This is a genomic window from Myxococcus sp. SDU36, from assembly GCF_030168875.1.
In the GTDB taxonomy this organism is placed as follows: domain Bacteria; phylum Myxococcota; class Myxococcia; order Myxococcales; family Myxococcaceae; genus Myxococcus; species Myxococcus vastator.
Window position 1 is genome coordinate 4,273,868 of sequence record NZ_CP077414.1, and the last position, 23,909, is coordinate 4,297,776.

A 23,909-nucleotide genomic window follows, 5' to 3' on the forward strand; every position below is an offset into this window, starting at 1 on the left:
GGGCCGCCGTGCCAGTGAGGCGCTCAGGCCCCCAGGGTGCGCAGCGCGGGGAGGCGGCCCAGGCCCAGGAAGGCGCGCGTGCGCTCGTGGCGTGGATGGGCGAGCACCCGGGCGGGCGGGCCCTCTTCGATGATGTGCCCGCCGTGCAACACCAGCACGCGCGAGGCCAGCTCGCGCGCGAAGCGCATCTCGTGCGTCACCGCCACCAGGGTGAGGCCGTCGGCGCGCAGCTGCTCCAACAAGTCAATCAGCGCCCCCACCCGCTCCGGGTCCAACGCGCTGGTGGGCTCGTCCATCAACAGCACCTCCGGCTCCATGGCCAGGGCCCGGGCGATGGCCACCCGCTGCTGCTCGCCGCCGGAGAGCTCGGAGGGATACGCGTCCTCGCGGTGGGACAGGCCGACCTTCGCCAGCAGCGCCCGGCCCCGCTCGGTGGCCTCCTGGCGGCCCACGCCCTTCACGTGCATGGGGGCCTCCGTCACGTTGCCCAGCGCCGTGCGGTGCGCGAACAGGTGCCACTGCTGGAAGACGAAGCCGACGCGGCGGCGGATGCGGCGCACCTTCTCGCCCTGCGCGCGGACGTCGCCCGGCGCCAGCGTGTCCGGGCCCACGCGCACCACACCCTCGTCGAAGGACTCCAGCCCGAGGATGGCCGCGCTGAGGGGGTCCAACCGGAGCACTCCGGCCAGCCCGTAGTAGAGGACGTAGAGCTGAAGCAACACCGGCGTGCCGCGAAGCAGCTCCACGTAGCCGGTGGACAGCCGCGCCGCCCAGCCAGGCCCGTACAGCCGCGTCAGCGCCAGCCCCACGCCCAGGGGAATGGCCAGCGCCATGGCGCCCACGGACACCAGCAGCGTCACGCCCGCGGCCTGGAGGAACAGCACCCACTGTCCCCAGCCCATGCGCGCCGTCCGCGTGGGCGCCAGCACCTCGCGCGTCTGGGCGTCCGTCCAGTCGACCATGCGCTGCTGCTCGGCGTTGTCGATGCCCCAGCGCTGGAAGATGGCGCGCAGCTCGCCGGAGCGAGCGATGTTCCCCAGCGCAGTGTCCAGCGCCTCCCGCAGGTCCTCCTCACCGGGCCGCACGGCGATGGCGTAGTAGCCTTCACCCACGTCGCCCACCACCCGGAGCCCTGGACGTGGCTGCCCGTAGCGCTGCGCGAGGAGGTCGTCCATCAACACGGCGCGCACCCGCCCCTGCTCCAGGTCGATGTAGGGCTCCTCCACGCCCTCGTAGGGCACCGCCTCCACGCCGCCGCGCTGGAGCAGCTCCCACGCCAGGGAGTTGGCCAGCGTCCCCACTCGCTGGGCCTTCAGCGCCTCCAGCCCGGTGACGGCCGCATCGCCCCGCCGCGCCAGCAAGCGCAGGTTGAAGACGTAGTAGGGCCGCGTGAAGAGGATGCGCCCGGCGCGCGCCGGCGTGACTTCGAGGCCGTTGAGCGCCACGTCGAACGAGCCGCGCTCCAGCGAGGGGACCAGGCTGGACCAGTCGTTCTGGACGAACCGGGCCCGAACACCCAACTCCCTCGCCAGGGCCTCCGCCAGCTCCACCTCGAAGCCCCGCATGCCCCCGGGGGCGTCCGGGTCCTCCATGGCGTAGGGCTCTCCACCCTGCGCATCCGCGCCCCATCGCAGCTCCCCCGTGCGGCGCACCCGCGCCAGTCCCGAGTCCTGCTCCGCGCCACACGCGCTCAGCAGCGCCAGCACGGAGGGCAGGAGGAATGAAGGCCTTCTTGCCTGGGACAGTGACGGGCTCCTTCGGGCGTGTGTGAGGCCCCCGCCATACGTCAGGAGCCGCCCCACCGCCAGCAGCCCCACGCGCGAGTGCATTGCTGGCGATGAAATGAACCCATGGCGCAATGTGATGAAGCAATCACACCCACCCTGTCGCAGGTGCGCACATGACCCGGCATTCATTTTCCAGATGCCGGGATTTTCCGGAGGTGCCCGGTCTAGAGTGCGCGCCCGAGGAGCGACGTTGTCATGGATGCGTTCAAGGTTCTGGTGGTCGACGATGAGCAGCCCATCGCACGCGCGCTGCAGCGACTGTTGAAGCGAGAGGGATTCGAGGTCCAGATTGCCTTCAATGGCAACGAGGCGCTGGAGCGGCTGGAAGGGTTCAGCCCGGACATCGTCCTGACGGATTTCCGGATGCCAGGAATGACGGGCAGCGAGCTGCTCCAGCGCCTCAAACGCACCCATCCGCTGGCCCTGCGCCTCATCATCTCCGGCTATGCGGACTTCAAGTCCGTGGTGGCCTCCGTGAACGAGGGCGAAATCTGCCGCTTCATCAGCAAGCCCTGGGACGACGCGGAGCTGGTGACGTACCTCAAGGGCCTGCTGCGGCACCGTGAGACGATGGCGTGCCTCTACGCGCCCTTCCGGGAAGCGCCGGACGGCGTGAACGCGGAGGTGGGCATGTCGGCCGCGTCCATGGTGCTCAAGGTGCAGGTGGCCGACCCGTCCTTCCCGGCGGACCAGGCCGTCTCGCTCATCGAGCGCTTCGCGGGCCTGCTGGCCAACGACAGCCTCAAGGTGGTGGGCGGCCTGCTCGAGCGCTACGGCGGGCGCCTGTCCTTCATGGCCGACGTCGGTGGCCCCCAGCGGCTCCGGCTGGAGGTGCCGGTGCCCACCCTGGAGACCGTCAACGCCCTCCGCCCTGGCGCGAGCGACGCCTGACAGCGCCGCGGTCCGCCTGACCTCCGCGCACCACACCCATCCGATAACGCACCGCGCCGTCCGATTTCACCGAAGGGAATCCCCTCGGCCCGTTCTCACCGTGCGCAGGGGGCAGCCCACCGGTGGAACGACACGAGAGCAGCACAACAGAGGGCCTCGCCAGACCGGGCGATGGGCACCGCCGTCAATTCGACGCGTTCGCGCGAGCACGGCGGCCGGCATTGGTGCGAATCGCCCGGCGCTTGTGCTCGGGTGGAGCCATCGACCCGGAGGACCTGGTGCAGGAGACGCTGGAGCGTGCCTACCGCCACTTCGACAAGCTGATGGCGGAGAACGCGGGAGCGGTGAGCGTCTGGTTGAGCACCACGATGAGCAACCGCTTCCTGGACCACTGCCGGCGGCGGCGCACCGAGGTCATGGGCGCGCCCATGCTGCGCCTGGTGCAGGACCTGGACGCCGCAGACGAAGCGGCGCCCCGGGAGCGGTGGGAGCGGGTGTCTCGCGACGAGTTCCAGCGGGCCATCGACCAGCTGCGCCCGCCGCACCTGCGGGACGCCTACCGGCTGCACGTCGCGGGGTTGCGGTACAGGGCCATTGCCCAGCAACTCCGCTCGACGGAAGGGACGGTGGGCCGGTGGCTCACGGAGGCGCGGCAGGCGCTGCGCGAGCTGTTGGGGGGCAACGACGCCTCGCACGAAGGCCTGGCTGAATCATGAGCAGCGTCTGTGACAACCTGGAGCGCTTCGTCGACGGGGAGATGCTCCCCGCGGACGCGGAGAACTTCCGCCACCACCTGGCCCGCTGCGCGGCGTGCGAGTCGCGGATGAGGGAGCTGCTCGCCCTGGAGCTGCTCGCCGACGACGCGCTGAACAGCCCCGGGCCGGAGCGGCTCGGCGCGCCTTCGCCCTGGCGGAACAAGTCCTGGCTGATGGTGGTGCCGCTCGCGCTGGCCGCGGGCCTGGCCGCGCTGGTGCTGGTGCCCCGGACGCTGCCCACGGGCTCCGCCCCCGAGCTCTGGCTGGCGGAGGCGGCCACCCGGCCCCTGGAAGTCCGCCTCACCCATCCCGGCGCGGACGGACACCGGCCCTACCAGGTGATGCGCAGCGGCACGGGCGCCCGGCCCCAGGCCCTGGCGCTGCGCGAGCTGGCCCGGCTGGAGGAAGCGGCGGACCACCGGGGCATCGCCTCGGCCTTCCTGCTGCGCGGGGACCTGGCCCAGGCGTCCGCGTTCCTCGACAAGCTGCCCGCCTCCGCCGACCTGGACACGGACCGCGCGGCCCTGGCGCTCCAGCAGGATGAACCGGAGAAGGCGCTCGTCCTGCTGGAGCGCGCGCTGAAGCGCAGGCCTCGCCATGCCCAGGCGCTCTGGAACCAGGCGCTGGCGCTCCAGCGGCTCGGCCTGTCCCTGCGCGCCGCGGAGTCCTTCGAGCAGGTGGCGAAGCTCGGAGAGCGCGGCTGGAGCGACGAGGCGGCCCAGCGCGCCCAGGCGCTGCGAAGCGCGGCGGAGCAGGAGCGGCGGGACTGGAAGGGCATGCGCCAGGACTGCCAGCGCATGGTGGAAGGCGGTGCGCCGCTCTCCACCGCGCAGGCGGAGGCCCTTCCGGGCATGGCGCGCGTGTGCCTCTACAACGCCCTGCGCGCCGCGGCCTCGCCCGAGCGCGTGGAGTCCCTGCGCCCCCTGGCGGTGGTGTTGGACGGCAAGGAGGACGGCACGCACCTGGAAGACGCCGTGCGCCGCACCGCGCGGCGGGACTTCTCCGCGCGCGCGCCCCTGGCCAGCGAGTACGCGCGCCTCACCCGGGGCGAGGTGAAGGGCCCCGCGCTGGAGTCCTTCCTGTCGCGGCTGCGCGAGGCCCGGCAGGAGGACTTGCTGCTGGGCGCGCTCGCCTACGCGGACCCGCGCCAGCTTTCGGACGAGTACCGGGCGCTCGCGTTGGAGACGAGGGACCCGTGGTTCGCGCTGCTGGCCGAGGAGCGGCAGGCCCGGGCGGACGCCCTGTCGGAGGCCCCACGGCACGCGCGGGAGCGGCTCCAGGCCGCGGTGAAGACGTGCACGGCCTCCGGGAAGCAGGCGTACCGCTGCATGTTGATGCAGCGGGAGCTGGGACTGGTGATGGCGCGGCTGCACCGCCCCGTCGACGCACGCGCCAGCTTCCTGGGCGCCCTGCGGGCCGCGCGCGACAGCCGGGAGTGGGGCTCTCAGCGGAACCTGCTCCAGGATTTGGGCCAGGTGGCCCGGACGCAGGGAGACCTGGTGCTGGCGCGGGCCTACGTCGAGGAGCTGCTGCTCCAGACGCCCGAGGGCTGCGCGGACTCCGAGGTGGCGCTCACCAGCCTGGCGCTCGCGCACCACCGCGCGCTGGACGTCGCGGGGGCGAGGGAGCTGCTGGACCGGGCCATTCAGTGCAGCCAGCGGCCCTCCATGGCGCGGCTGGCCCTGCTGGCCGACCTGGCCCGCACGCCCTTCCGCAAGCCGGAGGACGCGCGGCTGCTGGAGCAGGGACTGGAGGCGCTGCGCGGCTCGGGCACGCAGGACGCGGGGGACCTCGCGCTGCTGCGCCACATCGAGGGACGCTTCTACCTGGAGCAGGACGCGCGCCAGGGACAGGCGCTGCTGCGGCAGGCGCTGGCCGACGCCTCCAAGCTGCCGGCGGCGAACGTGAGCGCGCGCAAGGCGCGTGTCTACAGCTACACCTCCCTCATCCTCGACGCGGGCCGGACGGGCGAGCTGGCAAGGGGGCTGGACCTCTTCGCCGAGGAGCACGCCATGCCCGCGCCGGAGCGCTGCGTGCTGGGCGTCACGGTGGACGACGAGCGGACCTTCATCGTGGCCCGGGACGCGGAGGGACGCCTCCTGGGTCACCACGACACGGGCCGGACGGCGCCGCTGCTGGGCGTCGATGGCCTGGTGCCCGCCGCGGTGGTGAAGGCCCTGCGCGCCTGCCCCAGCGTGGACGTCCTCGCGCGTCCGCCGGTGCAGGGGCGCGCGGGGCTGCTGCCGTCCGACATCGCCTGGTCCTACCGGGTGGGCGGCCCGCACGGCACGCCGCGGCCCCCAGCGAAGGCCCAGCGGCTCATCGTGACGGACGTGCTGTCGCCCGCGTCGCTGCACCTGCCCGCGCTGCGCGCGTGGAACCCGGCCAGCGACCCGGACGAAGGGCTCACCCTGCTCCGCGGCGCCGCGGCCACGCCGCCGCGCGTCCTCGCCGCCATGCGGGACGCCACCGAGGTGCAGGTCCACGCGCACGGCATCATCGACCCGTCGGTGGCGGATGCCTCGGTCCTCGTGCTGTCACCGGAGGCCGCGGGCGGACGCTTCGCGCTCACCACCGGAGACTTGAAGGGACAGCGGCTGCGAGGCCGGCCGGTGGTGCTGCTCGCGGCCTGCTACGCGGGCCACACCAGCGCGTACCTGCATGAGAACTTCGGACTGCCGCTGGCCTTCATCGAATCCGGAGCGCGGGCCGTCCTCGCCGCCACGCAGGAGATTCCCGACGACGAGGCGCACGCCTTCTTCGAGCCCGTCCTGGCGCGGATTCGCGAAGGCGTCCCCGCGGCCGTGGCCCTGCGCGACGAGCGGCAGGCCTGGTCGCGGCGCCACGCCAGCGCGTGGGTCCAGCAGGTGCTCCTCTTCGAGTAGTCCCCTCCCCTCCATCGAGCGAGTTCATCCCATGAAGAAGTACCTCCTCCCCCTCTCGTGTCTGCTGCTGGCCTCCGCCTGCCAGCACACCGGCAACACGCCGGACTGGAACCCCGCGAAGGACATCCCCGCGGGCACCTATGTCCGCATCACCCTGCAAGACGTCCGAAATCCCGAACGGCGCTCCACCTACCTGGTGGATCCGCGCACGGACACCGTGGTGGAGCGACGGGATGGCAAGCGGGCCTACGCGGCGGAGGCTCCCCAGGCGCTCGAAAGCGAGGCCGCCGTCACCGCCACGCAGACCGCCCCCGCGCCCACCAACAGCGTCACCGTCGCCATGGCCGTCAATTGCCGAATCACCAAGATAGCGAAGGACGGCTGCGTGGACCTGGCCATCGACCCCAAGCATGAGACGTCCGGGGACCCGAACCCCATCAAGGAGGAGTCGCGGCGCATCGCCCTCACGGAGCGCTACGTGAAGCAGCTGGCTGTGAGCGTCTTGCAGACGGCGCGCCGCACCGGCGTCCGGGTGCAGGTGCCCGCGGGCAAGGCAGCGGCGCGATAACGGTCCGCGAGGACCTACCGCGCGTCCGCCCCCGAGGCGCCCTCGGGAGGCGGCGCGACCGGCGTGAGCCCCCCCAGCGTCTCCACGTAGGTGGCGGCCACGCGGAGGAAGCGCGCGCCCTTCACCCCGGTGAGGTACTGCCGCTTCATCGCGCGCGTCGCCCCCACGTAGAACATGGCGCGGCGGATGCGCTCGTTCTCCCGGGCCGAGCGCTCGCGGGCACCGGCCATCCACTGCTCCGCGGTGTCCAGCGCGTCCAGGCCCGCGAAGAAGACAATGGGGCATTCGTGCCCCTTGCAGGAGAACACCGTGGTGGCGCGTACGTGGTCCACGCCGCTGACGCGGAAGTCCGTCACGTTGCGCCCGCCCTTGCCGCCATAGGCCTCCGCGGGCACGCCCGCGCGCTTGAGCGCCTCCGTGTACTGGGACGGCATGACGGGGGCCACCACGAGGATGTCGCTGGGGTGGACGCCCTCCTCGCGGATGAGGCGGGCCACCTCCCGGGCCACCTGCCGCGCCTCACTGGCGCTGGAGGCGAAGCCGCGCACCTGGGGCAGCACGCCGCCGCGCTCGGTGGACTGCACGCGGAAGAGGCCCTCCAGCGTCTCCTCCGGAAGCCAGACGAGCCCCTCGCGCGCCAGCTCACCCACCTTCATGTATTCGCGCATGCCAGGCTCGGCGGCGTGGTGCTGGCGCAGCGGGTCCAGCACCACGTTGAAGGCCACGTCGAGGATGTCGCGGGTGGCGCGGAACGTCTCCTTGAGGACGCGAGTGCGGCCACGGAACGACAGCCCTTCGGGGAGCTGCTCCTTGAGCGCGTCGATGGGCACCTGGCCATAGACGTTCTGCGAGTCGTCCATGAAGAGCTGGAAGCAGCGCACCTCGCGCCCGTCCGGCAGCGTGTCCGGTCGCACCAGCGTGTGGAGCATGGCCAGCGCCTTGGCGTCCATGTCCTGCGCCTCGTCCACGAAGACGCCGTCGAAGGAGGCGGGGGCATGACGGCGCAGCGCGCCCACGTGCCGCACCGTCACCCGCGCGCGCAGCTCGCGCACCCGCAGGCGGCCCGCGCGCTGGGCCAGCGCCTCCACCAACAACTTGTCCACCAGCGGGGCCAGCGCCCGGTTGAAGAAGGACACCAGCACCTGCGCCTCGGCGTGCTCCAGCAGGTAGCGCGCCACCCAGTGCGCCAGCACGTACGTCTTGCCGCTGCCGGCCACGCCGCGCACCAGGTGGTGCCCGTCATCGAAGCGGCGCTCGAAGAGGGACACCTGTTCGTGCGTGAAGAGGGGCTGGCCGGGCCGCGCGCCTGAGATTTCCGCGCCCAGGTCCACCGGCACCGGCGGGGGTGGCGGCGGCGGCGCGCGCTGCGGCACGGGCAGCGGCTCCAGGCGCAGCGGCTCACCGGGGTGCACGCGCAGGCGCGGCAGCAGCGCCAGGAAGCGCTGGGGAATGGTGGCGGCGCGGGCCTCGTCGCGGGAGGCCAGCACCAGCAGGTAGTCCTTCGCGCGGCTGGCGGCCACGTTGAGCATGGGCACCAGCGTGTGGGGCGGAAAGGGCCTGCCCCCGGCGACGGTGTCCACCAGCACCACGTCGTACTGGGTGCCCTGCTGGCGGTGGATGGTGGACGCGCTGAAGACGTCCCCGCGCAGCCCCGCGGCGTTGCCCAGCCGGCGCAGCAGCGCGGCCTGCGCGCGGTAGGGCGTGACACACAGGACGCTGAGGCCCGAGCGCACCGCCTCGCGCGCCAGGGACACGGCGAGGTTGGCGGACAGCTCGCGCTGGTAGCCGGAGCCCGTCTCCCCGCGTCCGTGCGTGAGGCGCTTTGAATCTCGCGTGAGCCCGTCCAGCACCACCCAGCCCGCGCGCACCGAAGGGAACGAGGCCACCGGCGCGGGCCGCTCCGCGCGCTGCTTGACGACGTCGCCATCCTCCAGCGCGCCGCCGTAGCAGAAGTGGCTCACCACCTTCGCGATGTCAGGGTGCATGCGGTGCTGGGTGCGCAGCAGCAACACGTCCGCGCGCGCCGCGTCCTTCACCGCGTCTTCCAGGTGCGACAGCCCGCTGCCGCGGAGCCACTTCTGCGTGCCCTTGCCCGCGCCCTCCGCGGCGCGGCTCACCGGGCCAATCTGCTTCGGGTCACCCGCCAGCGTCACCCGCTCCGCCAACGGCCCCATCAACGCGGTGGCCGCGCGCGTCACCATGCCGGCCTCGTCCACCACCAGCCGCGCGAAGTGCCGCTTCCCCTCCAGCTCCGACACCAGACGCAACGCGCGGTGCACGGTGACCACCACCAGCGGGCAGTCCCCCTTCTCCACTTCCTTGAGCGTGGGGTCCTTCACCTTGCCGCGCAGCCCGCGCAGCTCCGCCTGGAGCCTGGCCAGCTCATGGGCGGGGCCGCCGCGCACCCGCTGGAGGATGAGCTCCCGCTCCCGCTCCTCGATGCTGGCGCGCAGCTTGCCGCCCTTGGTGTCCTCCAGCGTGACGGTGGGCAGCTTCACCAGCGCCTCGCTCGCGCCGGTGCCTCCCCGGAAGATGCTGCGCGCCAGGGGCCGCAGCGGGATGGGCTCGCGCTCCAGCAGCGCGCTGACGCGGAGGACCAACTCGTCCGCGGCGCGGTTGGTGGGCGCCACCGCGAGGATGCGCTCGCCAGGGAAGGCGCGCAGCGCCCGCGCGATGAGGTCCGCCACGGCCGTCGTCTTGCCCGTACCGGGAGGGCCCCAGATGCAGCCCCAGGGCTGGCGCCACAGCCGGTCGGCCGGAATCAGGGCCTCGTCCCGAGGCGTCAGGGCAACGGGAGGCGCCTCCCCGCAGGCGCGGCTCAGGGACTCGGTGAGGGCCTCCTGCCGCTCCTCGTAGGCGGAGGCCGCCGCGCACAGGGCCTCGGCGAAGTCATAGGGCCGGTAGCACCAGCGGTCCGCGGACAGCGCGCGGCGGTCCACGTCATCCCCGTGGCTGGGCGCGGCGAACACCCGCCCGGATTCGAAGTCCAGGTGGACCACGTCTCCGCCGAAGACGCACTCCTCTCCCAGGAAGCCGAGCACCGAGCCTCCCGACCAGTCCGGGTCCGCCGCCGGACGCGGGATGAGCGACAGCACCCCTGGCCCCTGGAGGCTGACCTCGCGCACGTCCTGCAGCAGCTGCGCGCGGTACTGGCTGCGCTCGGACAGCAGCGCCTCCCGCAGGTCCTCCGGCAGATACGCGGGCGGAGCCCAGAGCTCGCGGCGCTTCCCGCTGGCCACCGCGGCGCGCATCGCCTCGCGCTCGGTGGGGCTGACGTCCTCTGGCGCGGAGACATCGCGGGAAGGAACGTCCTCCCCGCCTTCCCGTCCTCGCGCCATCCGCGAGACGAGCAGCAGCGGGTTCGGCGCCCGGGCCACGTCCGCCTTCTCCTCGGTGGGCGCGGGGGCCTGGGGTGGCTCCACAGGCACGGCGTTCTCGGTGCGCCGCAGCGCCACGTCCTCTTCCCGAGGCGGCTCGGGTGCCTGGAACGCGTTGCGCCAGCGCGGCACGGCGCCTGCCCGCCGGGGCGGAGCGGCTTCGGGCGGCGGCGCATCGTCGTATTCGACGTGCAGCTCACCCATGGACGCAGGCGCCTGCGAGCCTTCATCCCCGGGCTCCGCCGCCTCGCCCGCACGTCCCGCCGGAGTCGCCCGCATCATCGGACGCGCGGCCTCCACGCCTCGCCGCGCACCGGCCCTGGGCCACCGGTGCCACGCGGGGCCGTTACCTCCGGCAGGGCTGGAGAAGACGCTGCGGCTGCCATGACGAACACTCGCGAAGCCTACACTTCATGACCTGCCCACCCGAACAGGTCGCCACATGTAAGAGGCCGGCCAAGGTAGGGGAGGCTTGGATCGCCGTCAATGCGCCACACCCAGGGTGCATGCGTGGTGGGTAGGAAGGCAGGCCGCCCCGGTGTACACCCTCTCCAGCCGGGCTTGCTTCCGCGTCCTCCCGATGTTGTGGGTGGAAGCCCCCCGCCCCCTCACCGACATGGCCTATTCGACGCGCTACGCCCATCCCTTCCTGCCCACCACCCGCGCCGACCTGCAGGCGCGCGGCTGGGAGCAGTGCGACATCATCATCGTGACGGGAGACGCGTACGTGGACCACCCGGCCTTCGGGCCGGTGCTCATCGCGCGCTTCCTGGAGGGCCGTGGCTTCAAGGTGGGCCTCCTCCCCCAGCCGGACTGGCACTCGGCCGAGCCCTTCAAGGCGCTGGGGCCGCCGCGCATGTTCTTCGGCGTGGCCGCGGGCAACCTGGACTCGATGCTCAACCGGCTGACGGCCCAGAAGAAGAACCGCTCGGAGGACCAGTACAGCCCCGGCGGGCAGACGAACTGCCGGCCGGACCGCGCCACCATCGTGTACGCGCAGCGCTGCCGTGAGGCCTACCCCGACGTCCCCATCATCCTGGGTGGCATCGAGGCCAGCCTCCGCCGCATCGCCCACTTCGACTACTGGAGCGAGAAGGTGCGCCGCTCCATCCTCTTCGACGCCAAGGCGGACCTGCTCGTCTTCGGCATGGGCGAGCGCCCCATCATGGAAGTCGCGGACCGCATGCGCCAGGGTGAGCGCATCCAGGACATCCGCGACGTGCGCGGCACCGCGTACACCATCAACGACGAGGAGATGCGCGCCCTGGAGGCGGACCCGGCCAGGCGCGCCGTGGACCGCAAGACGGTGGTGCTGCCGTCCTACGAGCAGGTCATCGAGGACAAGCGCGCCTTCGCGGTGATGAGCCGCGACTTCCAGATGGAGACCAACCCGGGCAACGCGCGCGCGCTGGCGCAGCGCCACGGCAACCGCGCCATCTACATGAACCCGCCCGCGCTCCCGCTGGAGGACGGCGTGGGCACCGCGGGCGCCGAAGGCAAGTCCGTGGCCATGGACGAGCTGTACGACTTGCCCTTCAACCGCGTGCCGCACCCGATGTACCAGGAGCGCATCCCCGCCTACGAGACGGTGAAGCACTCCATCGTGCTCATGCGCGGGTGCTTCGGCGGCTGCACCTTCTGCTCCATCACCGAGCACGAGGGCCGCGTCATCCAGAGCCGCTCCGCGGAGAGCGTGCTGCGCGAGGTCCGCGCCCTGCGCCGCATGGGCGACTTCCGGGGCACCATCACCGACCTGGGGGGCCCCACCGCCAACATGTACAAGCTCAAGTGCAAGAGCGAGGACATCGAGAAGCGGTGCCGCAAGCTGTCCTGCGTCCACCCGGGCGTGTGTGAGAACCTCCAGACGGACCACGGCCCGCTCATCAGCTTGATGCAGGACGTGCGCAAGGAGGACGGCGTCAAGCACGTCTTCATCGCCAGCGGCGTGCGGTACGACCTGGCGGAGCGCTCGCCGGAGTACGTGAAGGAGCTGGCCGCGCACCACGTGGGTGGGCAGCTCTCCGTGGCGCCGGAGCACGTCTCCCCGCGCGTGCTGGAGAAGATGAAGAAGCCCGGCATCGAGAGCTTCGAGCGCTTCCAGCAGATGTTCGCCTGCGCCAGCGAAGAGGCCGGCAAGGAGCAGTACGACATCCCGTACTTCATCAGCGGCCACCCGGGCTCCACGCTGGAGGACATGGTGGAGCTGGCGCTGTGGCTGAAGCAGAACGGGAAGCGGCCCCGGCAGGTGCAGGACTTCATCCCCACCCCCATGGCCATGGCCACCGCCATGTACTTCACGGGCCTGGACCCGCTGAAGATGGAGCCCGTCTACACGGCCCAGGGCCTGCGCGAGAAGCGGCTCCAGAAGGCGCTGCTGCTCTACTGGAACCCGGAGCAGTGGCCGCTGGCCCGCGAGGCGCTGACGCTGGCCGGCCGCGAGGACCTCATCGGCCGCGGGCCCCACGCGCTCGTCCCGCCGGAGTCGCCCGGGGAGGCCGCGCGACGGCAGCGCACCGAGCGCGACACCAACGCAGGTGCCTCCACGCCGCGTCGCGAGGCCGCGCCCCGTCCCGGCCCGAATGGAACCGCGCGGCGCCGTCCCGGTGGGCCTCGCGCCCGCTGAGCGCTCTGGGACACGGGAGCCCGAACGCGCGGTTTGAATAAACCGCCGCCCTTTTCGTCGGGCTCCCACCATGCTCAGCCTCCTCTCCGCGTTGTGGCTCGCCACGGCTCCCGTGCCGGCCCCGGAACAGCCCGTGGTTCGCCCCCCGCCTCCGCAGTGCGTGTTCTCCCAGGGACGCTCCGTGTGCGGCTACCAGTGCAAGCGCACCGCGACGCAGGCGGCCTGCGCCCGGACGCCCTATGGCATCTGTGAAATCCTGGTGGGGGGCGTCCATTGTTGGGACCCGCCCCGGGTCGCCATCCAGCACCCGCCCACCGCGAGCGCGAAGCCGGAGTGCAAGGAGAGCCGGGGCCAGGTGGCCTGCGGCTACAACTGCCGCCAGTTCAACGGCGAGGTGGCCTGCAACCGGACGCCGTATGGCGTGTGCTCCACGAACTTCAACACGCTGACCTGTTGGGATCCGCCGGACGCCGTCATCCACCAGTACGGCGCCCAGACGCCCGCGCCCCGCTGCCTCAACGCCTCCGAGGACCTGGCCTGCGGCTATGACTGCAAGGCCACGCGCACCGAGGTCCAGTGCGCCAACACGCCGGACGGCGTGTGCCGGCTCGACAACCAGCGCTTCAGTTGCTTCGACCCGCCGTCGCTGCTGCACTGCGACCACAGCGCGCCGCCGCCGTCCCGGCACTGAGGACACACGTCCAGCGCGTGTGGCTCGGCACGCGAGTCCTGCCCACGAAGAGAGGCCACGGCCCCCCTTTGCGGCGCTATACGGCTTCCGGATAGGGTGCGCCGCCTTTCGCAACATCGCGACACATCCAGGAGCACGAAGACGATGGCTAGGACGACCCAGGAGCAGACCCAGGAGCGCCACGCGTTTCTGCTCGACCTCTTCCGCCAGCAGCCGGACATCAGCAGCAAGGAAGCGCTGGAGTCCTTCAAGGAGAAGTTTGGCGGCACCATCAACATGAAGACGTTCAACCAGCTCCGCGAGCAGGCCGAGGACGAAGTCGCGTCGGCCGCCCCCGTCCCCGCGCCCGCCCCGGAAGTGGAGTCCGAGCCCGAGTCCGAGGAGACCGAGGCCACGGCGGATGACGCCGCGTCCCGGTTGAAGGCCGCCGCGTCCCCGGATGCCCTCAACGGCGCGCCCGCCTCCCCGGCCAAGAAGCCCAAGGCGAAGGGCAGCGGCCCGAAGAACATCTTCGTGGACGCGCCCAAGGAGCACCTCACGTTCCTGGAGGGCATCATCCAGCAGCTCCAGGAGGCCGGCGCCGCCAACATCCGCATCGACCACGCCACGGACCGGTGGATGGTCGTCGTGGTGGACTCGAAGTAGTCCGGAGTCCCCGAGCCCGCGCGCCCGTCACCTGACACTGGCGCGCGCGGGCCCGGCCCGCCTCGCGTTCCCGGTGGCCACCAGCACCCACGGTGTGGATGAATCGTGTGCGTGATGCGCACGCTCCTCACTGTCTCCGTCCTGCTGTTCGCCGCCGCCTGTTCCCACGCCAGCGCCACGCGCCCCGAATCTGCGGTGGAGCCCCCGGGTCCCCAGCCCCCCTTGCCCGGCGGGTGGACGTCTTCGCTGCACCGTGAGCACCCGCTCACCGGCCGCATCTGGGACGTGAAGGCCGCGCGCTTCGTGGACGCGGAGGCGCTGCGCGGCGCCCTCACCCAGGCCCGCTTCGTGGTGCTGGGCGAGCGCCATGACCAGCCCGACCACCACCAGCTCCAGGCGTGGCTCGTCCAGGCGCTGGCCACGGGAGGCCGAAAGCCCGCGCTGGCCTTCGAGATGCTGGATGTGGGGCAGCAGGCAGCGGTGGACGCAGCGCTGGCGCAGGCTCCGCGCGACGCGGAGGCGCTCGCGCTCGCCGTCGACTGGGCGGGCAGTGGCTGGCCGGACTGGAGCCTGTACCGGCCCATCTTCGCGGCCGGACTGGAGGCGGAGCTCCCCATCGTCGCCGCCAACCTGCCGCGCGCGCAGGTGCGTGATTTGGTGATGCGCGGTCCGGACGCGCTGGCCCTCGAGCTGCGCCAGCGCCTGTCCCTGGACACGCCGCTGCCGGAGGCCGTGGAGCAGGCGATGCGGCAGGAGCAGGACGAGGCCCACTGTGGCCACCTGCCCAAGGAGATGCTGGGTCCCATGGTGCAGGCCCAGCGCGCACGGGACGCGCACCTGGCGGACCGGCTGTCGAGCGCGGCGACGGACCAGGGCGGCGTGCTCATCACCGGCAATGGCCATGCCCGGACAGACCGGGGCGTCCCCGCGCAGCTCGCGGCCCGTGCGCCTGGCCTGGAGGTGCGCTCCGTGGGACTGCTGGAGGTCGACCCGAAGCTGCCCGAGCCGGAGGACTACGCGGCCTCCTTCGGCGCGCAATCCTTGCCCTTCGACTATGTCTGGTTCACCCCGGCGGTGCCCATGGAGGACCCGTGCGCGGCGCTCCTCAAGCGCCCCAAGAAATAACGCCCGGGGCGCATGGCGTGACATGGCCAACATGTCAGCGATTGGGCTATGTCGGCGCGCCTATGACGTCCTCGCTCCTCGCCGCCTCGCTCATCATCGCTCTGGGACAGAGCCCGGAGTCCGTCTCCACCGAGCCCGCTGCGCCAGCAGCGTCCTTCCTCCAGACGCGCCTGTCCTTCCTCGCGGGAGACACCGACTTCGGCGCCCCTGATGCCACCACGCGGTTCCACGTCGCGCTGGACGCGCGCACGGCGGAGCTGGCGTCCGGCCTGCGCGCCGAAGCAGGGCTGTCGTTGTTCATCAATCCGGTCGCCGTCTCCGGCGCCATTCTTCAGGACAACGCCAGCTTCTTCGGCCTCCGGTACCGGCCTTCCTCCTGGGCACCCGATGAGCGCCTGGCGTTGACGGTGTTCCCGGTGAGCGCCACCCGGCTGTACATGGGTCATGAGAACCCGGTGGCCTGGGCGCGCATCTCGTCCATGACGCGCACGGGAAATGACGGCGAACCCGCCCTGGAGCTGCGCCTGTCGCGGCGGAGATGGGATGCTTTCATCGCCGCAAAAATCCCCAGCCTGCAGAACGGCGTGACCCAGGAGTTGGAGCGGCGCCTCATGCTCCTGGTGGGTGCCGGGGTGAACCTCTCCCCGTCCTTGCGGGTGGAAGCGGGGGCCGCGAACCTCGACCTGGGCCCCGGGAGCCGGCCCTACATCAGCGGTGGGGAGGGCGACATCTACACGCGCGGCGTGTCCGGGCGAGTGATGTGGCGCCATGGCGTCCCCGTCGGAGCGAACGTCGACCTGGCGCTCTACGAGGGAGACCCGACCTTCTTCGAGCGCTTCTTCGCCCCCGACGTCTATCCCGGTGGCTTTGGAGCCCACGTCGCCCTGGAAGGCAGCTACGTCTCCCAGCAGCTCTTCGACAGTGATTCGACCGAGTGGGGGGCCATGCGAAAGCAGGCAGCGCACGCCGCGGCGCTGGTGACTCGGCTCAAGTGGGACCGGCTCCGGCTTCACGCGCTCGCGTACTACAGGACGCCCTCGTTCATGGTACTCGCGAACCCAGGCTTTCCGCTGGAGAGCACACTGTACGAACAGATGGAGTCCCTGGCCGAGCTGTCCGCGACGGTGGGGGCGGACTACTTCCTCCAAGACTGGGGGCTCACGCCCGGCTTCCTCGTCCGCGTCACCGCCCCGGCCACACTGAAGTCGCTGGTGCCGCAGCCGATGTGGCAGCGCAGCAACCCCCTCATCGTTCGGGGCACCACCTTGTATTCCTATCTGCCGGAGGGCGAAGAGCGGAGCCCCATCCTCACCGCGAAGGCCACCGCGCGGTGGGACCTGGGCGAGGTCGCGGGTGTCCTGGCCGAGCTCTTCTACACACGCGACCCGAACCAGACCACCTACGCGAATGACGACACGGGCGTAGCCGTGGTCGTCTGGGATTCGCAGGACATCGTGGGCGGCAACCTGCTGCTCCAGGTGCGCTTCTAGACCTGCGTTGGAAGGACCAAGACGCTACGCAGCGCGGCGCTCACCCCGAGCCTCATGCCGTGGGGACCGTCCCGCCATCGATGACGAACTCCGTCCCCGTCACCGAGCCCGCGCGTGGTGAGGCGACGAAGGCGATGAGGTCGGCCACCTCGCGAGGCTTCGCCGGACGCCCGACAGGGATGCCACCCAGCGACTTCATGACGATCTGCTTGCCGCCCTCGTAGTCGGTGGCCGCCTGCTTCGCCAGGCGCTCGACGAGGTGCACGGCGGCCTCTGTCTCGACCCAACCTGGCGAGACGCGCACCACGCGCACGCCTTGAGGCGTCACCTCTTTCGACAGCGCCTTGCTGTACGTGGAGAGCGCCGCCTTCGCCGCCGCGTACGCCGTCGTGGATTCGGGCAGCGGCAGCTCATGCTGAATCGAGGTGACGTGCACGATGACGCCGGAGCCCTGCGCGAGCATCGTCGGCAACAGCGCGCGGTCGAGCCGCACGGCGGGCATGAGGTTCAGGTTCAGCTCTTTCTGCCATTCGTCGTCCGTGAGGACGGCGAAGCCGCCGCCCGGGGCGGAGGAGCCTCCCAGCACATGCACGAGGATGTCGATGCCCCCGAGGTGCGCAATGGACTGCCGGGCGACCTCTGCGCAGCCCGTCGCCGTCGTCACGTCAGCCGCGACATAGTGGACGTCCTGCGTGTCGCTCGGCACCGTGCGCGCCGTGGCGACGACGCGGACGCCCGCCTCGACCAGCGCCGTGACGACAGCCGCCCCGACGCCTTTGGTCCCGCCCGTGACGAGCGCCCGTCGACCCTTCAATTCGAGGTCGAAGCTCATGAACCAATCTCCAAGCGCGTGATGAGGTGGCCAGCGACGGTGAACGCGAACCGAAGCTGCGCCGGGCTGCCAGGGAAGTTGCCGCTCACCTTCGCGGTCACTGTCGTGCGCGCTCCGGCAGTCTCCGCGGACAGTGGCTCGGTGGAGAAAGCGTACTTGGCCACCACAGCGACGTTCCACGCGGCAATGGCGGCGCGACCGCGATGCGCGTGTCCCTCGTCCAGGACGATGGCGTCGTCGGCGAAATACCGGGCGACGGCCCGCGGGTCGGTGGTCTCGCTCGCGAAGAAGCTCGCGATGGGCGCGAGCAGGTTCAAAGAAGCAGCGTGATTCGTTGGCATGGCCATATCAGTAAAAGCGCGGTATCTATTTCACAAGAACGCACGAAAAAGTGGGGTACATACCTTTGGGTAAGCATGACCAGCACACGCCCGTGACGGCGGCCAGCGGCATCGAGGGCGCCATCCAGATGCTCGAAGGCCGCTGGAAGCTGGTCATCCTCTTCCACCTCTTTGGCGGGAAGAAGCTGCGTTTCTCCGACCTTGAGCGCGCCATCCCCGCCATCTCGCAGAAGATGCTCATCCAGCAGCTCCGGCAGTTGGAGCAAGACGGCATCGTCACGCGCATCGTGCACGCCCAGGTACCACCGAAGGTCGAGTACCACCTGACCGACTGGGGCCAGTCTCTCTGTCCAGCCCTCGACGAATTGCTGACCTGGGCAGAAAGACGGCCCACGCTGAAGCGTAAAGGGCAGTCACCGAAGGAATAGGCGGCACTGCGCGAGCCGGCTGAAAGGGCGCCCGCCCAGCGCCTTCCTGCCCTCCAGGCCGCTCGGGAATCACGCCCCGTCGTTCAGGTCACCCGCCGCGCAACGTCGCCAGCGCTCGCAGGAAGTCCTCGGGCAATGGCGCCTCGACGCGGACGGGCTGGCCAGTATCGGGGCTGGGCAGCTCCAAGGTGAAGGCATGCAGCGCCTGCCGCCCCAGCGCCCGCGCCGCGGCGTGCGCGCGCGCCTCCGGCGGACCGTAGAGCGAATCCGCCAGCACGGGAAAGCCGGCCTCGGAGAGCTGCACGCGAATCTGGTGCGTGCGGCCCGTGTCCAACTCGACTTCCAGCAGCGCGGCATCCGCGAAGCGCTCGCGGACCTCGAAGGAGAGCGCGGCCCGGCGCGCGGAGGGCACGCGGGTGGTGAAGCGCCGAGGGTCCGCCGGGTCTCTGGCATAGGACCCCTCCAGACGTCCCCGCGACGGCGGCTGGCCCATCACCAGCGTCCAGTAGCGCTTGTCCACGCGCTTCTCCTGGAAGGAGCGAAGGAGCGCCGCGGCGGCTTCATCCGTGCGCGCGAAGGCCAGGCAGCCACTCGTCTCCCGGTCCAGGCGGTGCACCACCCCAGGCCAGGCCAGGCCCTCCACGTCGAAGGGCGGCCGCTGCGCGGCGAGCAGTCCCACCACGGAGGCCGCGCGCCCTTCCGGCTCCACCACGATGCCCGGAGGCTTGTTCACGATGACCAGGGCCGCGTCGTCATGAAGCACCGGCAGCAGCGGCCCTTCGGCGGAGGCCACCGGCGCGGCGCGAGGCTCCGGCCTGTCGAGCTCAATCTCCTCTCCGCCCCACAGCTTGCGCGTGGGCTGGCACTGCTTGCCCCGGATGCGGACCGCGCCCGAATCAATCAGGGCGCGGGCCCGCTCCAGGTTGAGGCCTGGGACCTGCTTCGACAGGAAGCGGTCGAGCCGCTCGCCAGCGGCCTCACGAGGAACCTGGACCTTCTGCTGTGCCATGCGCTCCCCGTCCCTCAACCCGGGGGACGAGTCAACGGCCTTGGGTGGAGTCCCCACCACGCCGCACGGGCGCATGTCTTGCGGACAGCGGGGACGGCCCGGAAGATGGCGGAGAATCGACCCGGTGCGCTCCCGTGAATCCGCCCTGCCCGTCATGTCATACGCCCCATCCAGGAGCCGAGGCGGGCCCGCGATACACCTGCGCCGCCTGCGGTGCGGACCTCACGCGAGGCGCGCAGACGCGAAGCCCTCCGCCGGAGCCGGACCTCACGGGTGAATCCCTGGGCGGCTTCCAGTTGAACGCCCGTCTGGGCCCCGACGACACGGGCTGGCTGTACACCGCGGAAGGCCATGTGGGCCCGTGCAGGGTGAAGGTGCTGGCTTCCGCGGTGACAGCGGCCCCGGAGGCGCGGGCGCGCTTCCACCGTGAGGCGGAGACCCTGCGGGGCCTCCGCCACCCGGGCATCGTCCGCGTCCTGGCGGTGGGCGAGGAGCGCGGCCACTGCTGGTACGCCCTGGAGCCCGTGATGGCGCCGGACTTGGAGACGCGGCTGAACCGGCTGAACGCCCTGCCCTGCCAAGAGGTGGAGCGACTGGCGCTGCGACTGCTCGATGCGCTCGGCGCCGCGCACGATGTGGGGCTCGTCCACGGAGACGTGCGGCCCCAGAACATCCTGCTCGCGAAGGACGGGGCGATGTTGACGAACTTCGGCCTGTCGCTCGTGCCCCCAGGTGCCCACGCCTACCAGGCCCCCGAACAACGCCAGTGGGGCCGCGCCGTCCCGCAGTCGGACCTGCATGCGCTGGGACACGTCCTGCACGAGGCCCTCACGGGAGGTCTGCCCGGGACGCAGCCGCTCCCCCACGGCGTGCCACGGCACCTGCGCCGGCTGCTGAAGAGCCTGCTCGCGGAAGCCATCCAGGACCGGCCCGACAGCGCCAGCTCCGCGCGGCGGCTGCTGACCCAGCGCGCGCCGCTGGGCCTCCTGGCCGTGGGCATCGCGGCGTTGCTGGCGCTGGTGATGTTCCTGCTGCTGCGCGCGGCGTGAGCGCCTCCCGCTCAGAGGCCCTGGAGCTGGTCGCTGGACATGCGGTGCTTGGGCTTGCGGCGGATGAAGCGGTTCGCGTCGCCGCGCCGGTAGCAGGTGATGAGGCGCTCCTCGTCGTTGAGCAGGACAATCCACCCACGCGCCTGCCGAGCCACCTCCAGGCTCCGCCAGGCCCGAGGCAGCTCCCGCTCCAGCACCGTGACGTGCGTCATGCCCGTCGCCCGGGTCCGGATGCCAAACTCCAGGATGAAGTCGAGCACCGCGTCACGAAGCTGCCGAAGCGAGCTGCGCTCGACGAAGTGACGCGTGGCGGAAAACCCAGGGGAGACGGGCGGACGGCAAACGGTCATGGCGTGGACCTCCTGTTGCCAGGAGGCCATTACACATGCCGTTCCACCGCTTCATTCCCGAGATTCCGCGCACTTGGTCCGCGCCAGCACGGCGGACGAATGACATTCCGTCAATTCCCGTGCAGGCGTGTGACACCCAGGCGCGGACGCTCCGGCGCCGGCCCTCCCTGGCCGCTCCGGACACATGGTGTAGAAGGCCCGCCATGCGTTCCGTGCCGAAGCCGTCCCCCGGTGAGTTGCTCAAGGATGCCACCCGCGCCTACGTGCGCGGATATCGCACGGCATCCCTCTGCGCCGGCATCACCCTGGGCGGCGTGCATCACGTCGAGGCGCTGCGAGGCAAGGGCGCGCCGCCCTCCGACAGCGCCCTCTTCGGGCTGGGCGAGCTGACCCCGGTCTTCACGGGAGCCCTCCTCGCGTTGCTCGTGGACCAGGGCAAGGCGCGGCTCGACATGCCCCTGTCCGAGGTGATTCCCCGGTCGCTGCTCGCGGATGCCACCGCGGGCAGCATCACCCTGGAGCAGTTGGCGACCCACACCTCGGGAATGCCCCACCTGCCGCCCAACCTGGAGCAGGGCGCCCAGACGATGGACGACCCCTTCGGCCACTACGATGCGAGGCTCTTCGGAGAGTTCCTCAGGACGTATCAGCCGCAGTGGCCGCCGCCGCGCCGCCATGCGCCCTCCATCCTGGGCATGGGCGTGCTGGGCCATGCCCTCTCCCGGCGCGCGGGGCTCAACTACGGACACGCGTTGAGGGACCTGCTCTTCAAGCCCCTGGGCATGGCCGACACCACGCTGCGCCTGTCGGAGGAACAGGCGCCGCGCCTGACGCCCGGCCACACCGCGCGAGGCCAACCGGTCCCCCCATGGACCTTCCCCGCACTGCCGGGAGCGGGCGCCGCCTACTCCACCGCGCCCGACCTGCTCCGCTTCCTCGACGCGAACCTCGGACGGGGCGACGCGGGCGTCGTGCGTGCCCTGCAATTGACACAGGTGCCGCGCGCGGAGGCGACCCCTGGGAAGGTGGGGCTCGGGTGGAGCGTCGCGCAGGTGCGTGGGCAGCCCGTGGTGTGGCGCGCCTCCGTCATCCGGGGCTACACCGGCTTCATCGGCTTCGCCGCAGGGGCGGACGCGGGCGTGGTGCTCCTGGCGAACCAGGGCTGGTCCTTCTTCTCCGCGCTCCGCGGGCGCATCCCCCTGCAAGCCCCAGGGCTCGAGCTGCTCTCCCGTCTCCTCCCCGGATGAGCGCGCCAGGGAGGCGCTGTCCGGCTCCGCGGGAGAGGAACCGGGGCGCGCGGGCTCAGGGCAGGCGGCGCAGGGGCAGCAGGGCCCGGAGATGCGCGTCCCGCAGGAAGAGTCCCGCCCAGGCGAAAACGCCCACGAGGACGGGGGCGATGAACGGCTCGGACAGACGCACGTGCGTCGCGGTGGCGCCGCCGAGGTAGCCCGTGACGAGGATGGCGCCCAACACGGCCGTCCGCGGCACCGCGTAGAGCAGCATGCAGAGGAGCTCGGTGATGCCAATGGCCAGCAACACCGCGCCAGGGTAGCCAGACTTCTCGAATCCCTGGATGGCTTCGGGTGACTGGCCCAGCTTCATCGACGCGCTGAAGGTCAGCATGGCGACGACGAGTCCGGTGAAGATGCGTCCCAGCCAGAGCATCCAGCCCTTGGCGGCGGGAGCGGCCTGCGTGGAGGCCGGGGAGACGGCGGCGGAGGAAGGGCTCGACATGAGAGAGACGTCCTGGGTGGAAGTGGGACCTGGAAGCCTCGCCGTTCTAACGGCCCCCCACTCTTCTCCACAAGGAATAGCGCGTGGAGTTGACGGAGCGGCGGGCCGCGCGCTCCAATGGCCATCACTGGGGGTCGTTCCATGACGGTGCTGAACGAATTGCGCAGGCGCATTGACTCACGCTTTCCACTCACCGCCTATGCGGACCCAGCGCCACGCGCATTCCAGCCCACCGCCCTGCTGGCGTTCGCCACCCGGGTGACGGATGCCTATGCGGCCGACGCCCGGCACCTCGATGAGGAATGCAGCGCCTCCTGGCGCGCGCTGCGGGCCCATGCCTTCGACGTCTACGAAGCCGTCCGGCCCTGTCTGTCCATTCGCTATTCGACGCGCACCGTCTACTCAGGCCCGGAGGACATCGTCGCGGACCTGAACCGCGGGCAGCTCGAAATCAACACCGAGCACTGCGAGCATCCCTTGTGGACGCCGGAAGAGAACTGCGTCTTCCGCATCGTTCATGACGTGATTCCGCATGCCATGTACGTGCGGCCCTTCTCGCTGGAAGGAGAAGTGCTCGCCTTCCATGACCACGTCCGCCGGGCACCCGCGGAGGCGAAGCTGGCGCTGTTCACGGAAATCTTCGGCTATGCCGCCATCCGCTACTCCACCGGCGTGTATCCCGAGACGCAGAAGTGCATTGTCTTCCCGGAGCTGCTCGCGGACTACGAAGCGGGCTTCCTCCCGACCACGGGCAACCCCTCCCCGTCCCCCGAGGCGTAAGCCCTTCGAACGTCAGCGCCGGGTCGTCTTCTTGCGTGCGGTCCGCGCCGCCGCCGTGTTGCGCACGAACTGCTTGCCACGCCGGGTCCCCTCGCGCTTCTTGCGCTCCGTCGCGCGCTTCTGTGCGGGGCTCAGCTGCGCCCAGGCTTGCTTGGGCAGGTAGCGGGACGTGGTGCCCCCCTTGCGCGCGCGGGCGTCACCTTCCTGCGTCTGCCATTCCTCCTGCGTCCAGGACGTGAGTGACTTCTGCGTTCCGCCACGGCCGCCCCGGTAGCCCCCACCGGCCTTCTTGTATTCGGCCGCCACGAGCTGCGCCTTGCGTGCGCTCCACTCCCCCGCCTCGCCCCCCTTGCTGCCTCGGAGGATGCGCGCCTTGATGCGCTCGCGCAGCGCCGGCTCCGTGTACCGGCCCGGGGAAGCCGCCTTCCGAGCGGTGGACCGGGAGGCCGTCCCCGTCTTTCGGGGGGTGATACGGCCACGCGACGACGTGCGGGCCGTCTTCGCGGCAGGGGTGCGTGAGCGCTTCCGGGTGGCCATGTCGTCCTCCTC

General features: G+C 71.3%; 21 protein-coding genes. 13 read left to right on the plus strand and 8 right to left on the minus strand.

The features are described from left to right. Positions 1–23: 23 nt before the first annotated feature. Complete coding sequence (locus KGD87_RS16810) at positions 24–1,829, minus strand: ABC transporter permease subunit (protein ID WP_284668413.1); 1,806 nt, start codon at positions 1,827–1,829, stop codon at positions 24–26. Between the two features lie 153 nt (positions 1,830–1,982). Here KGD87_RS16810 and KGD87_RS16815 point away from each other — a divergent pair, with 153 nt between their 5' ends. The 4 genes from KGD87_RS16815 to KGD87_RS16830 all read left to right on the plus strand — a co-directional run bounded on the left by KGD87_RS16815 (position 1,983) and on the right by KGD87_RS16830 (position 6,886). Further along, positions 1,983–2,678, plus strand: coding sequence for a response regulator (locus KGD87_RS16815; RefSeq protein ID WP_163784563.1), 696 nt, complete (start codon positions 1,983–1,985; stop codon positions 2,676–2,678). A 122-nt stretch (positions 2,679–2,800) separates the two neighbouring features. Further along, positions 2,801–3,394 (plus strand): RNA polymerase sigma factor, encoded by a 594-nt coding sequence (locus tag KGD87_RS16820; RefSeq protein WP_284668414.1) that lies wholly within the window; start codon positions 2,801–2,803, stop codon positions 3,392–3,394. After that, entirely contained in the window at positions 3,391–6,318 is a 2,928-nt protein-coding gene (locus KGD87_RS16825) for a CHAT domain-containing protein (protein ID WP_284668415.1), read from the plus strand. Before KGD87_RS16820 ends, KGD87_RS16825 begins: the two co-directional genes overlap by 4 nt. Before the next feature lie 31 nt (positions 6,319–6,349). Beyond that, the gene (locus KGD87_RS16830; protein WP_284668416.1) at positions 6,350–6,886 is read left to right on the plus strand and encodes a hypothetical protein; all 537 of its coding nucleotides are present in this window, start codon (positions 6,350–6,352) and stop codon (positions 6,884–6,886) included. Between the two features lie 14 nt (positions 6,887–6,900). On the opposite strand, the gene KGD87_RS16835 is transcribed toward KGD87_RS16830, so the two are convergent. Further along, positions 6,901–10,545 (minus strand): AAA family ATPase, encoded by a 3,645-nt coding sequence (locus KGD87_RS16835; RefSeq protein ID WP_284668417.1) that lies wholly within the window; start codon positions 10,543–10,545, stop codon positions 6,901–6,903. 334 nt (positions 10,546–10,879) lie between these two features. Here KGD87_RS16835 and KGD87_RS16840 point away from each other — a divergent pair, with 334 nt between their 5' ends. The 5 genes from KGD87_RS16840 to KGD87_RS16860 all read left to right on the plus strand — a co-directional run bounded on the left by KGD87_RS16840 (position 10,880) and on the right by KGD87_RS16860 (position 16,837). After that, the gene (locus KGD87_RS16840) at positions 10,880–12,886 is read left to right on the plus strand and encodes a YgiQ family radical SAM protein (RefSeq protein WP_284668647.1); all 2,007 of its coding nucleotides are present in this window, start codon (positions 10,880–10,882) and stop codon (positions 12,884–12,886) included. A 70-nt stretch (positions 12,887–12,956) separates the two neighbouring features. Next, complete coding sequence (locus KGD87_RS16845) at positions 12,957–13,577, plus strand: hypothetical protein (protein ID WP_284668418.1); 621 nt, start codon at positions 12,957–12,959, stop codon at positions 13,575–13,577. Between the two features lie 144 nt (positions 13,578–13,721). Then, a complete protein-coding gene (locus KGD87_RS16850) occupies positions 13,722–14,222 on the plus strand; it encodes a hypothetical protein (protein ID WP_284668419.1) in 501 nt (166 codons plus the stop codon). Between the two features lie 114 nt (positions 14,223–14,336). Next, a complete protein-coding gene (locus KGD87_RS16855) occupies positions 14,337–15,347 on the plus strand; it encodes a ChaN family lipoprotein (RefSeq protein ID WP_284668420.1) in 1,011 nt (336 codons plus the stop codon). A gap of 62 nt (positions 15,348–15,409) precedes the next feature. Beyond that, complete coding sequence (locus tag KGD87_RS16860; RefSeq protein WP_284668421.1) at positions 15,410–16,837, plus strand: hypothetical protein; 1,428 nt, start codon at positions 15,410–15,412, stop codon at positions 16,835–16,837. 52 nt (positions 16,838–16,889) lie between these two features. Here the strand turns inward: KGD87_RS16860 and KGD87_RS16865 are convergent, their stop codons facing one another. Together KGD87_RS16865 and KGD87_RS16870 are read right to left on the minus strand one after the other, a co-directional pair. Then, a complete protein-coding gene (locus tag KGD87_RS16865; RefSeq protein ID WP_284668422.1) occupies positions 16,890–17,669 on the minus strand; it encodes an SDR family oxidoreductase in 780 nt (259 codons plus the stop codon). Then, the gene (locus KGD87_RS16870; RefSeq protein WP_284668423.1) at positions 17,666–17,986 is read right to left on the minus strand and encodes a nuclear transport factor 2 family protein; all 321 of its coding nucleotides are present in this window, start codon (positions 17,984–17,986) and stop codon (positions 17,666–17,668) included. The genes KGD87_RS16865 and KGD87_RS16870 overlap by 4 nt, the downstream gene beginning before the upstream one ends. 89 nt (positions 17,987–18,075) lie before the next feature. On the opposite strand from KGD87_RS16870, the gene KGD87_RS16875 reads away from it, so the two are divergent. Beyond that, positions 18,076–18,438: a winged helix-turn-helix transcriptional regulator gene (locus KGD87_RS16875; RefSeq protein WP_284668424.1), complete on the plus strand. Its 363-nt coding sequence runs from the start codon at positions 18,076–18,078 to the stop codon at positions 18,436–18,438. Between the two features lie 88 nt (positions 18,439–18,526). On the opposite strand, the gene KGD87_RS16880 is transcribed toward KGD87_RS16875, so the two are convergent. Beyond that, positions 18,527–19,447 carry an RluA family pseudouridine synthase gene (locus KGD87_RS16880; RefSeq protein WP_284668425.1) on the minus strand — a complete coding sequence of 307 codons (921 nt, stop codon included), beginning with the start codon at positions 19,445–19,447 and terminating at the stop codon, positions 18,527–18,529. 296 nt (positions 19,448–19,743) lie between these two features. On the opposite strand from KGD87_RS16880, the gene KGD87_RS16885 reads away from it, so the two are divergent. Beyond that, positions 19,744–20,496 (plus strand): protein kinase domain-containing protein, encoded by a 753-nt coding sequence (locus KGD87_RS16885; RefSeq protein ID WP_284668426.1) that lies wholly within the window; start codon positions 19,744–19,746, stop codon positions 20,494–20,496. 11 nt (positions 20,497–20,507) lie between these two features. Here the strand turns inward: KGD87_RS16885 and KGD87_RS16890 are convergent, their stop codons facing one another. Beyond that, the gene (locus KGD87_RS16890) at positions 20,508–20,846 is read right to left on the minus strand and encodes a hypothetical protein (RefSeq protein WP_284668427.1); all 339 of its coding nucleotides are present in this window, start codon (positions 20,844–20,846) and stop codon (positions 20,508–20,510) included. A 203-nt stretch (positions 20,847–21,049) separates the two neighbouring features. Between KGD87_RS16890 and KGD87_RS16895 the strand changes: the two genes are divergently transcribed. Beyond that, complete coding sequence (locus KGD87_RS16895) at positions 21,050–22,093, plus strand: serine hydrolase domain-containing protein (protein ID WP_284668428.1); 1,044 nt, start codon at positions 21,050–21,052, stop codon at positions 22,091–22,093. Positions 22,094–22,148: 55 nt separating this feature from the next. On the opposite strand, the gene KGD87_RS16900 is transcribed toward KGD87_RS16895, so the two are convergent. Then, the gene (locus tag KGD87_RS16900; protein ID WP_502888040.1) at positions 22,149–22,511 is read right to left on the minus strand and encodes a DoxX family protein; all 363 of its coding nucleotides are present in this window, start codon (positions 22,509–22,511) and stop codon (positions 22,149–22,151) included. 210 nt (positions 22,512–22,721) lie between these two features. Here KGD87_RS16900 and KGD87_RS16905 point away from each other — a divergent pair, with 210 nt between their 5' ends. After that, on the plus strand, positions 22,722–23,360 hold the full coding sequence (locus KGD87_RS16905; protein ID WP_284668430.1) for a hypothetical protein: 639 nt from the start codon (positions 22,722–22,724) through the stop codon (positions 23,358–23,360). Between the two features lie 12 nt (positions 23,361–23,372). Here KGD87_RS16905 and KGD87_RS16910 read toward each other — a convergent pair whose 3' ends face one another. Beyond that, positions 23,373–23,897 (minus strand): hypothetical protein, encoded by a 525-nt coding sequence (locus tag KGD87_RS16910; protein WP_284668431.1) that lies wholly within the window; start codon positions 23,895–23,897, stop codon positions 23,373–23,375. Positions 23,898–23,909 lie beyond the last annotated feature (12 nt).

What these genes read in the sequence shown, in the direction of transcription:
- KGD87_RS16810 (WP_284668413.1), bottom strand. Translation starts at nt 1,829, where the DNA reads ATGCACTCGCGCGTGGGGCTGCTGGCGGTGGGGCGGCTCCTGACGTAT.
- KGD87_RS16815 (WP_163784563.1), top strand. Translation starts at nt 1,983, where the DNA reads ATGGATGCGTTCAAGGTTCTGGTGGTCGACGATGAGCAGCCCATCGCA.
- KGD87_RS16825 (WP_284668415.1), top strand. Translation starts at nt 3,391, where the DNA reads ATGAGCAGCGTCTGTGACAACCTGGAGCGCTTCGTCGACGGGGAGATG.
- KGD87_RS16830 (WP_284668416.1), top strand. Translation starts at nt 6,350, where the DNA reads ATGAAGAAGTACCTCCTCCCCCTCTCGTGTCTGCTGCTGGCCTCCGCC.
- KGD87_RS16835 (WP_284668417.1), bottom strand. Translation starts at nt 10,545, where the DNA reads ATGATGCGGGCGACTCCGGCGGGACGTGCGGGCGAGGCGGCGGAGCCC.
- KGD87_RS16840 (WP_284668647.1), top strand. Translation starts at nt 10,880, where the DNA reads ATGGCCTATTCGACGCGCTACGCCCATCCCTTCCTGCCCACCACCCGC.
- KGD87_RS16845 (WP_284668418.1), top strand. Translation starts at nt 12,957, where the DNA reads ATGCTCAGCCTCCTCTCCGCGTTGTGGCTCGCCACGGCTCCCGTGCCG.
- KGD87_RS16850 (WP_284668419.1), top strand. Translation starts at nt 13,722, where the DNA reads ATGGCTAGGACGACCCAGGAGCAGACCCAGGAGCGCCACGCGTTTCTG.
- KGD87_RS16855 (WP_284668420.1), top strand. Translation starts at nt 14,337, where the DNA reads ATGCGCACGCTCCTCACTGTCTCCGTCCTGCTGTTCGCCGCCGCCTGT.
- KGD87_RS16860 (WP_284668421.1), top strand. Translation starts at nt 15,410, where the DNA reads ATGACGTCCTCGCTCCTCGCCGCCTCGCTCATCATCGCTCTGGGACAG.
- KGD87_RS16865 (WP_284668422.1), bottom strand. Translation starts at nt 17,669, where the DNA reads ATGAGCTTCGACCTCGAATTGAAGGGTCGACGGGCGCTCGTCACGGGC.
- KGD87_RS16880 (WP_284668425.1), bottom strand. Translation starts at nt 19,447, where the DNA reads ATGGCACAGCAGAAGGTCCAGGTTCCTCGTGAGGCCGCTGGCGAGCGG.
- KGD87_RS16890 (WP_284668427.1), bottom strand. Translation starts at nt 20,846, where the DNA reads ATGACCGTTTGCCGTCCGCCCGTCTCCCCTGGGTTTTCCGCCACGCGT.
- KGD87_RS16895 (WP_284668428.1), top strand. Translation starts at nt 21,050, where the DNA reads ATGCGTTCCGTGCCGAAGCCGTCCCCCGGTGAGTTGCTCAAGGATGCC.
- KGD87_RS16900 (WP_502888040.1), bottom strand. Translation starts at nt 22,511, where the DNA reads ATGCTCTGGCTGGGACGCATCTTCACCGGACTCGTCGTCGCCATGCTG.
- KGD87_RS16905 (WP_284668430.1), top strand. Translation starts at nt 22,722, where the DNA reads ATGACGGTGCTGAACGAATTGCGCAGGCGCATTGACTCACGCTTTCCA.
- KGD87_RS16910 (WP_284668431.1), bottom strand. Translation starts at nt 23,897, where the DNA reads ATGGCCACCCGGAAGCGCTCACGCACCCCTGCCGCGAAGACGGCCCGC.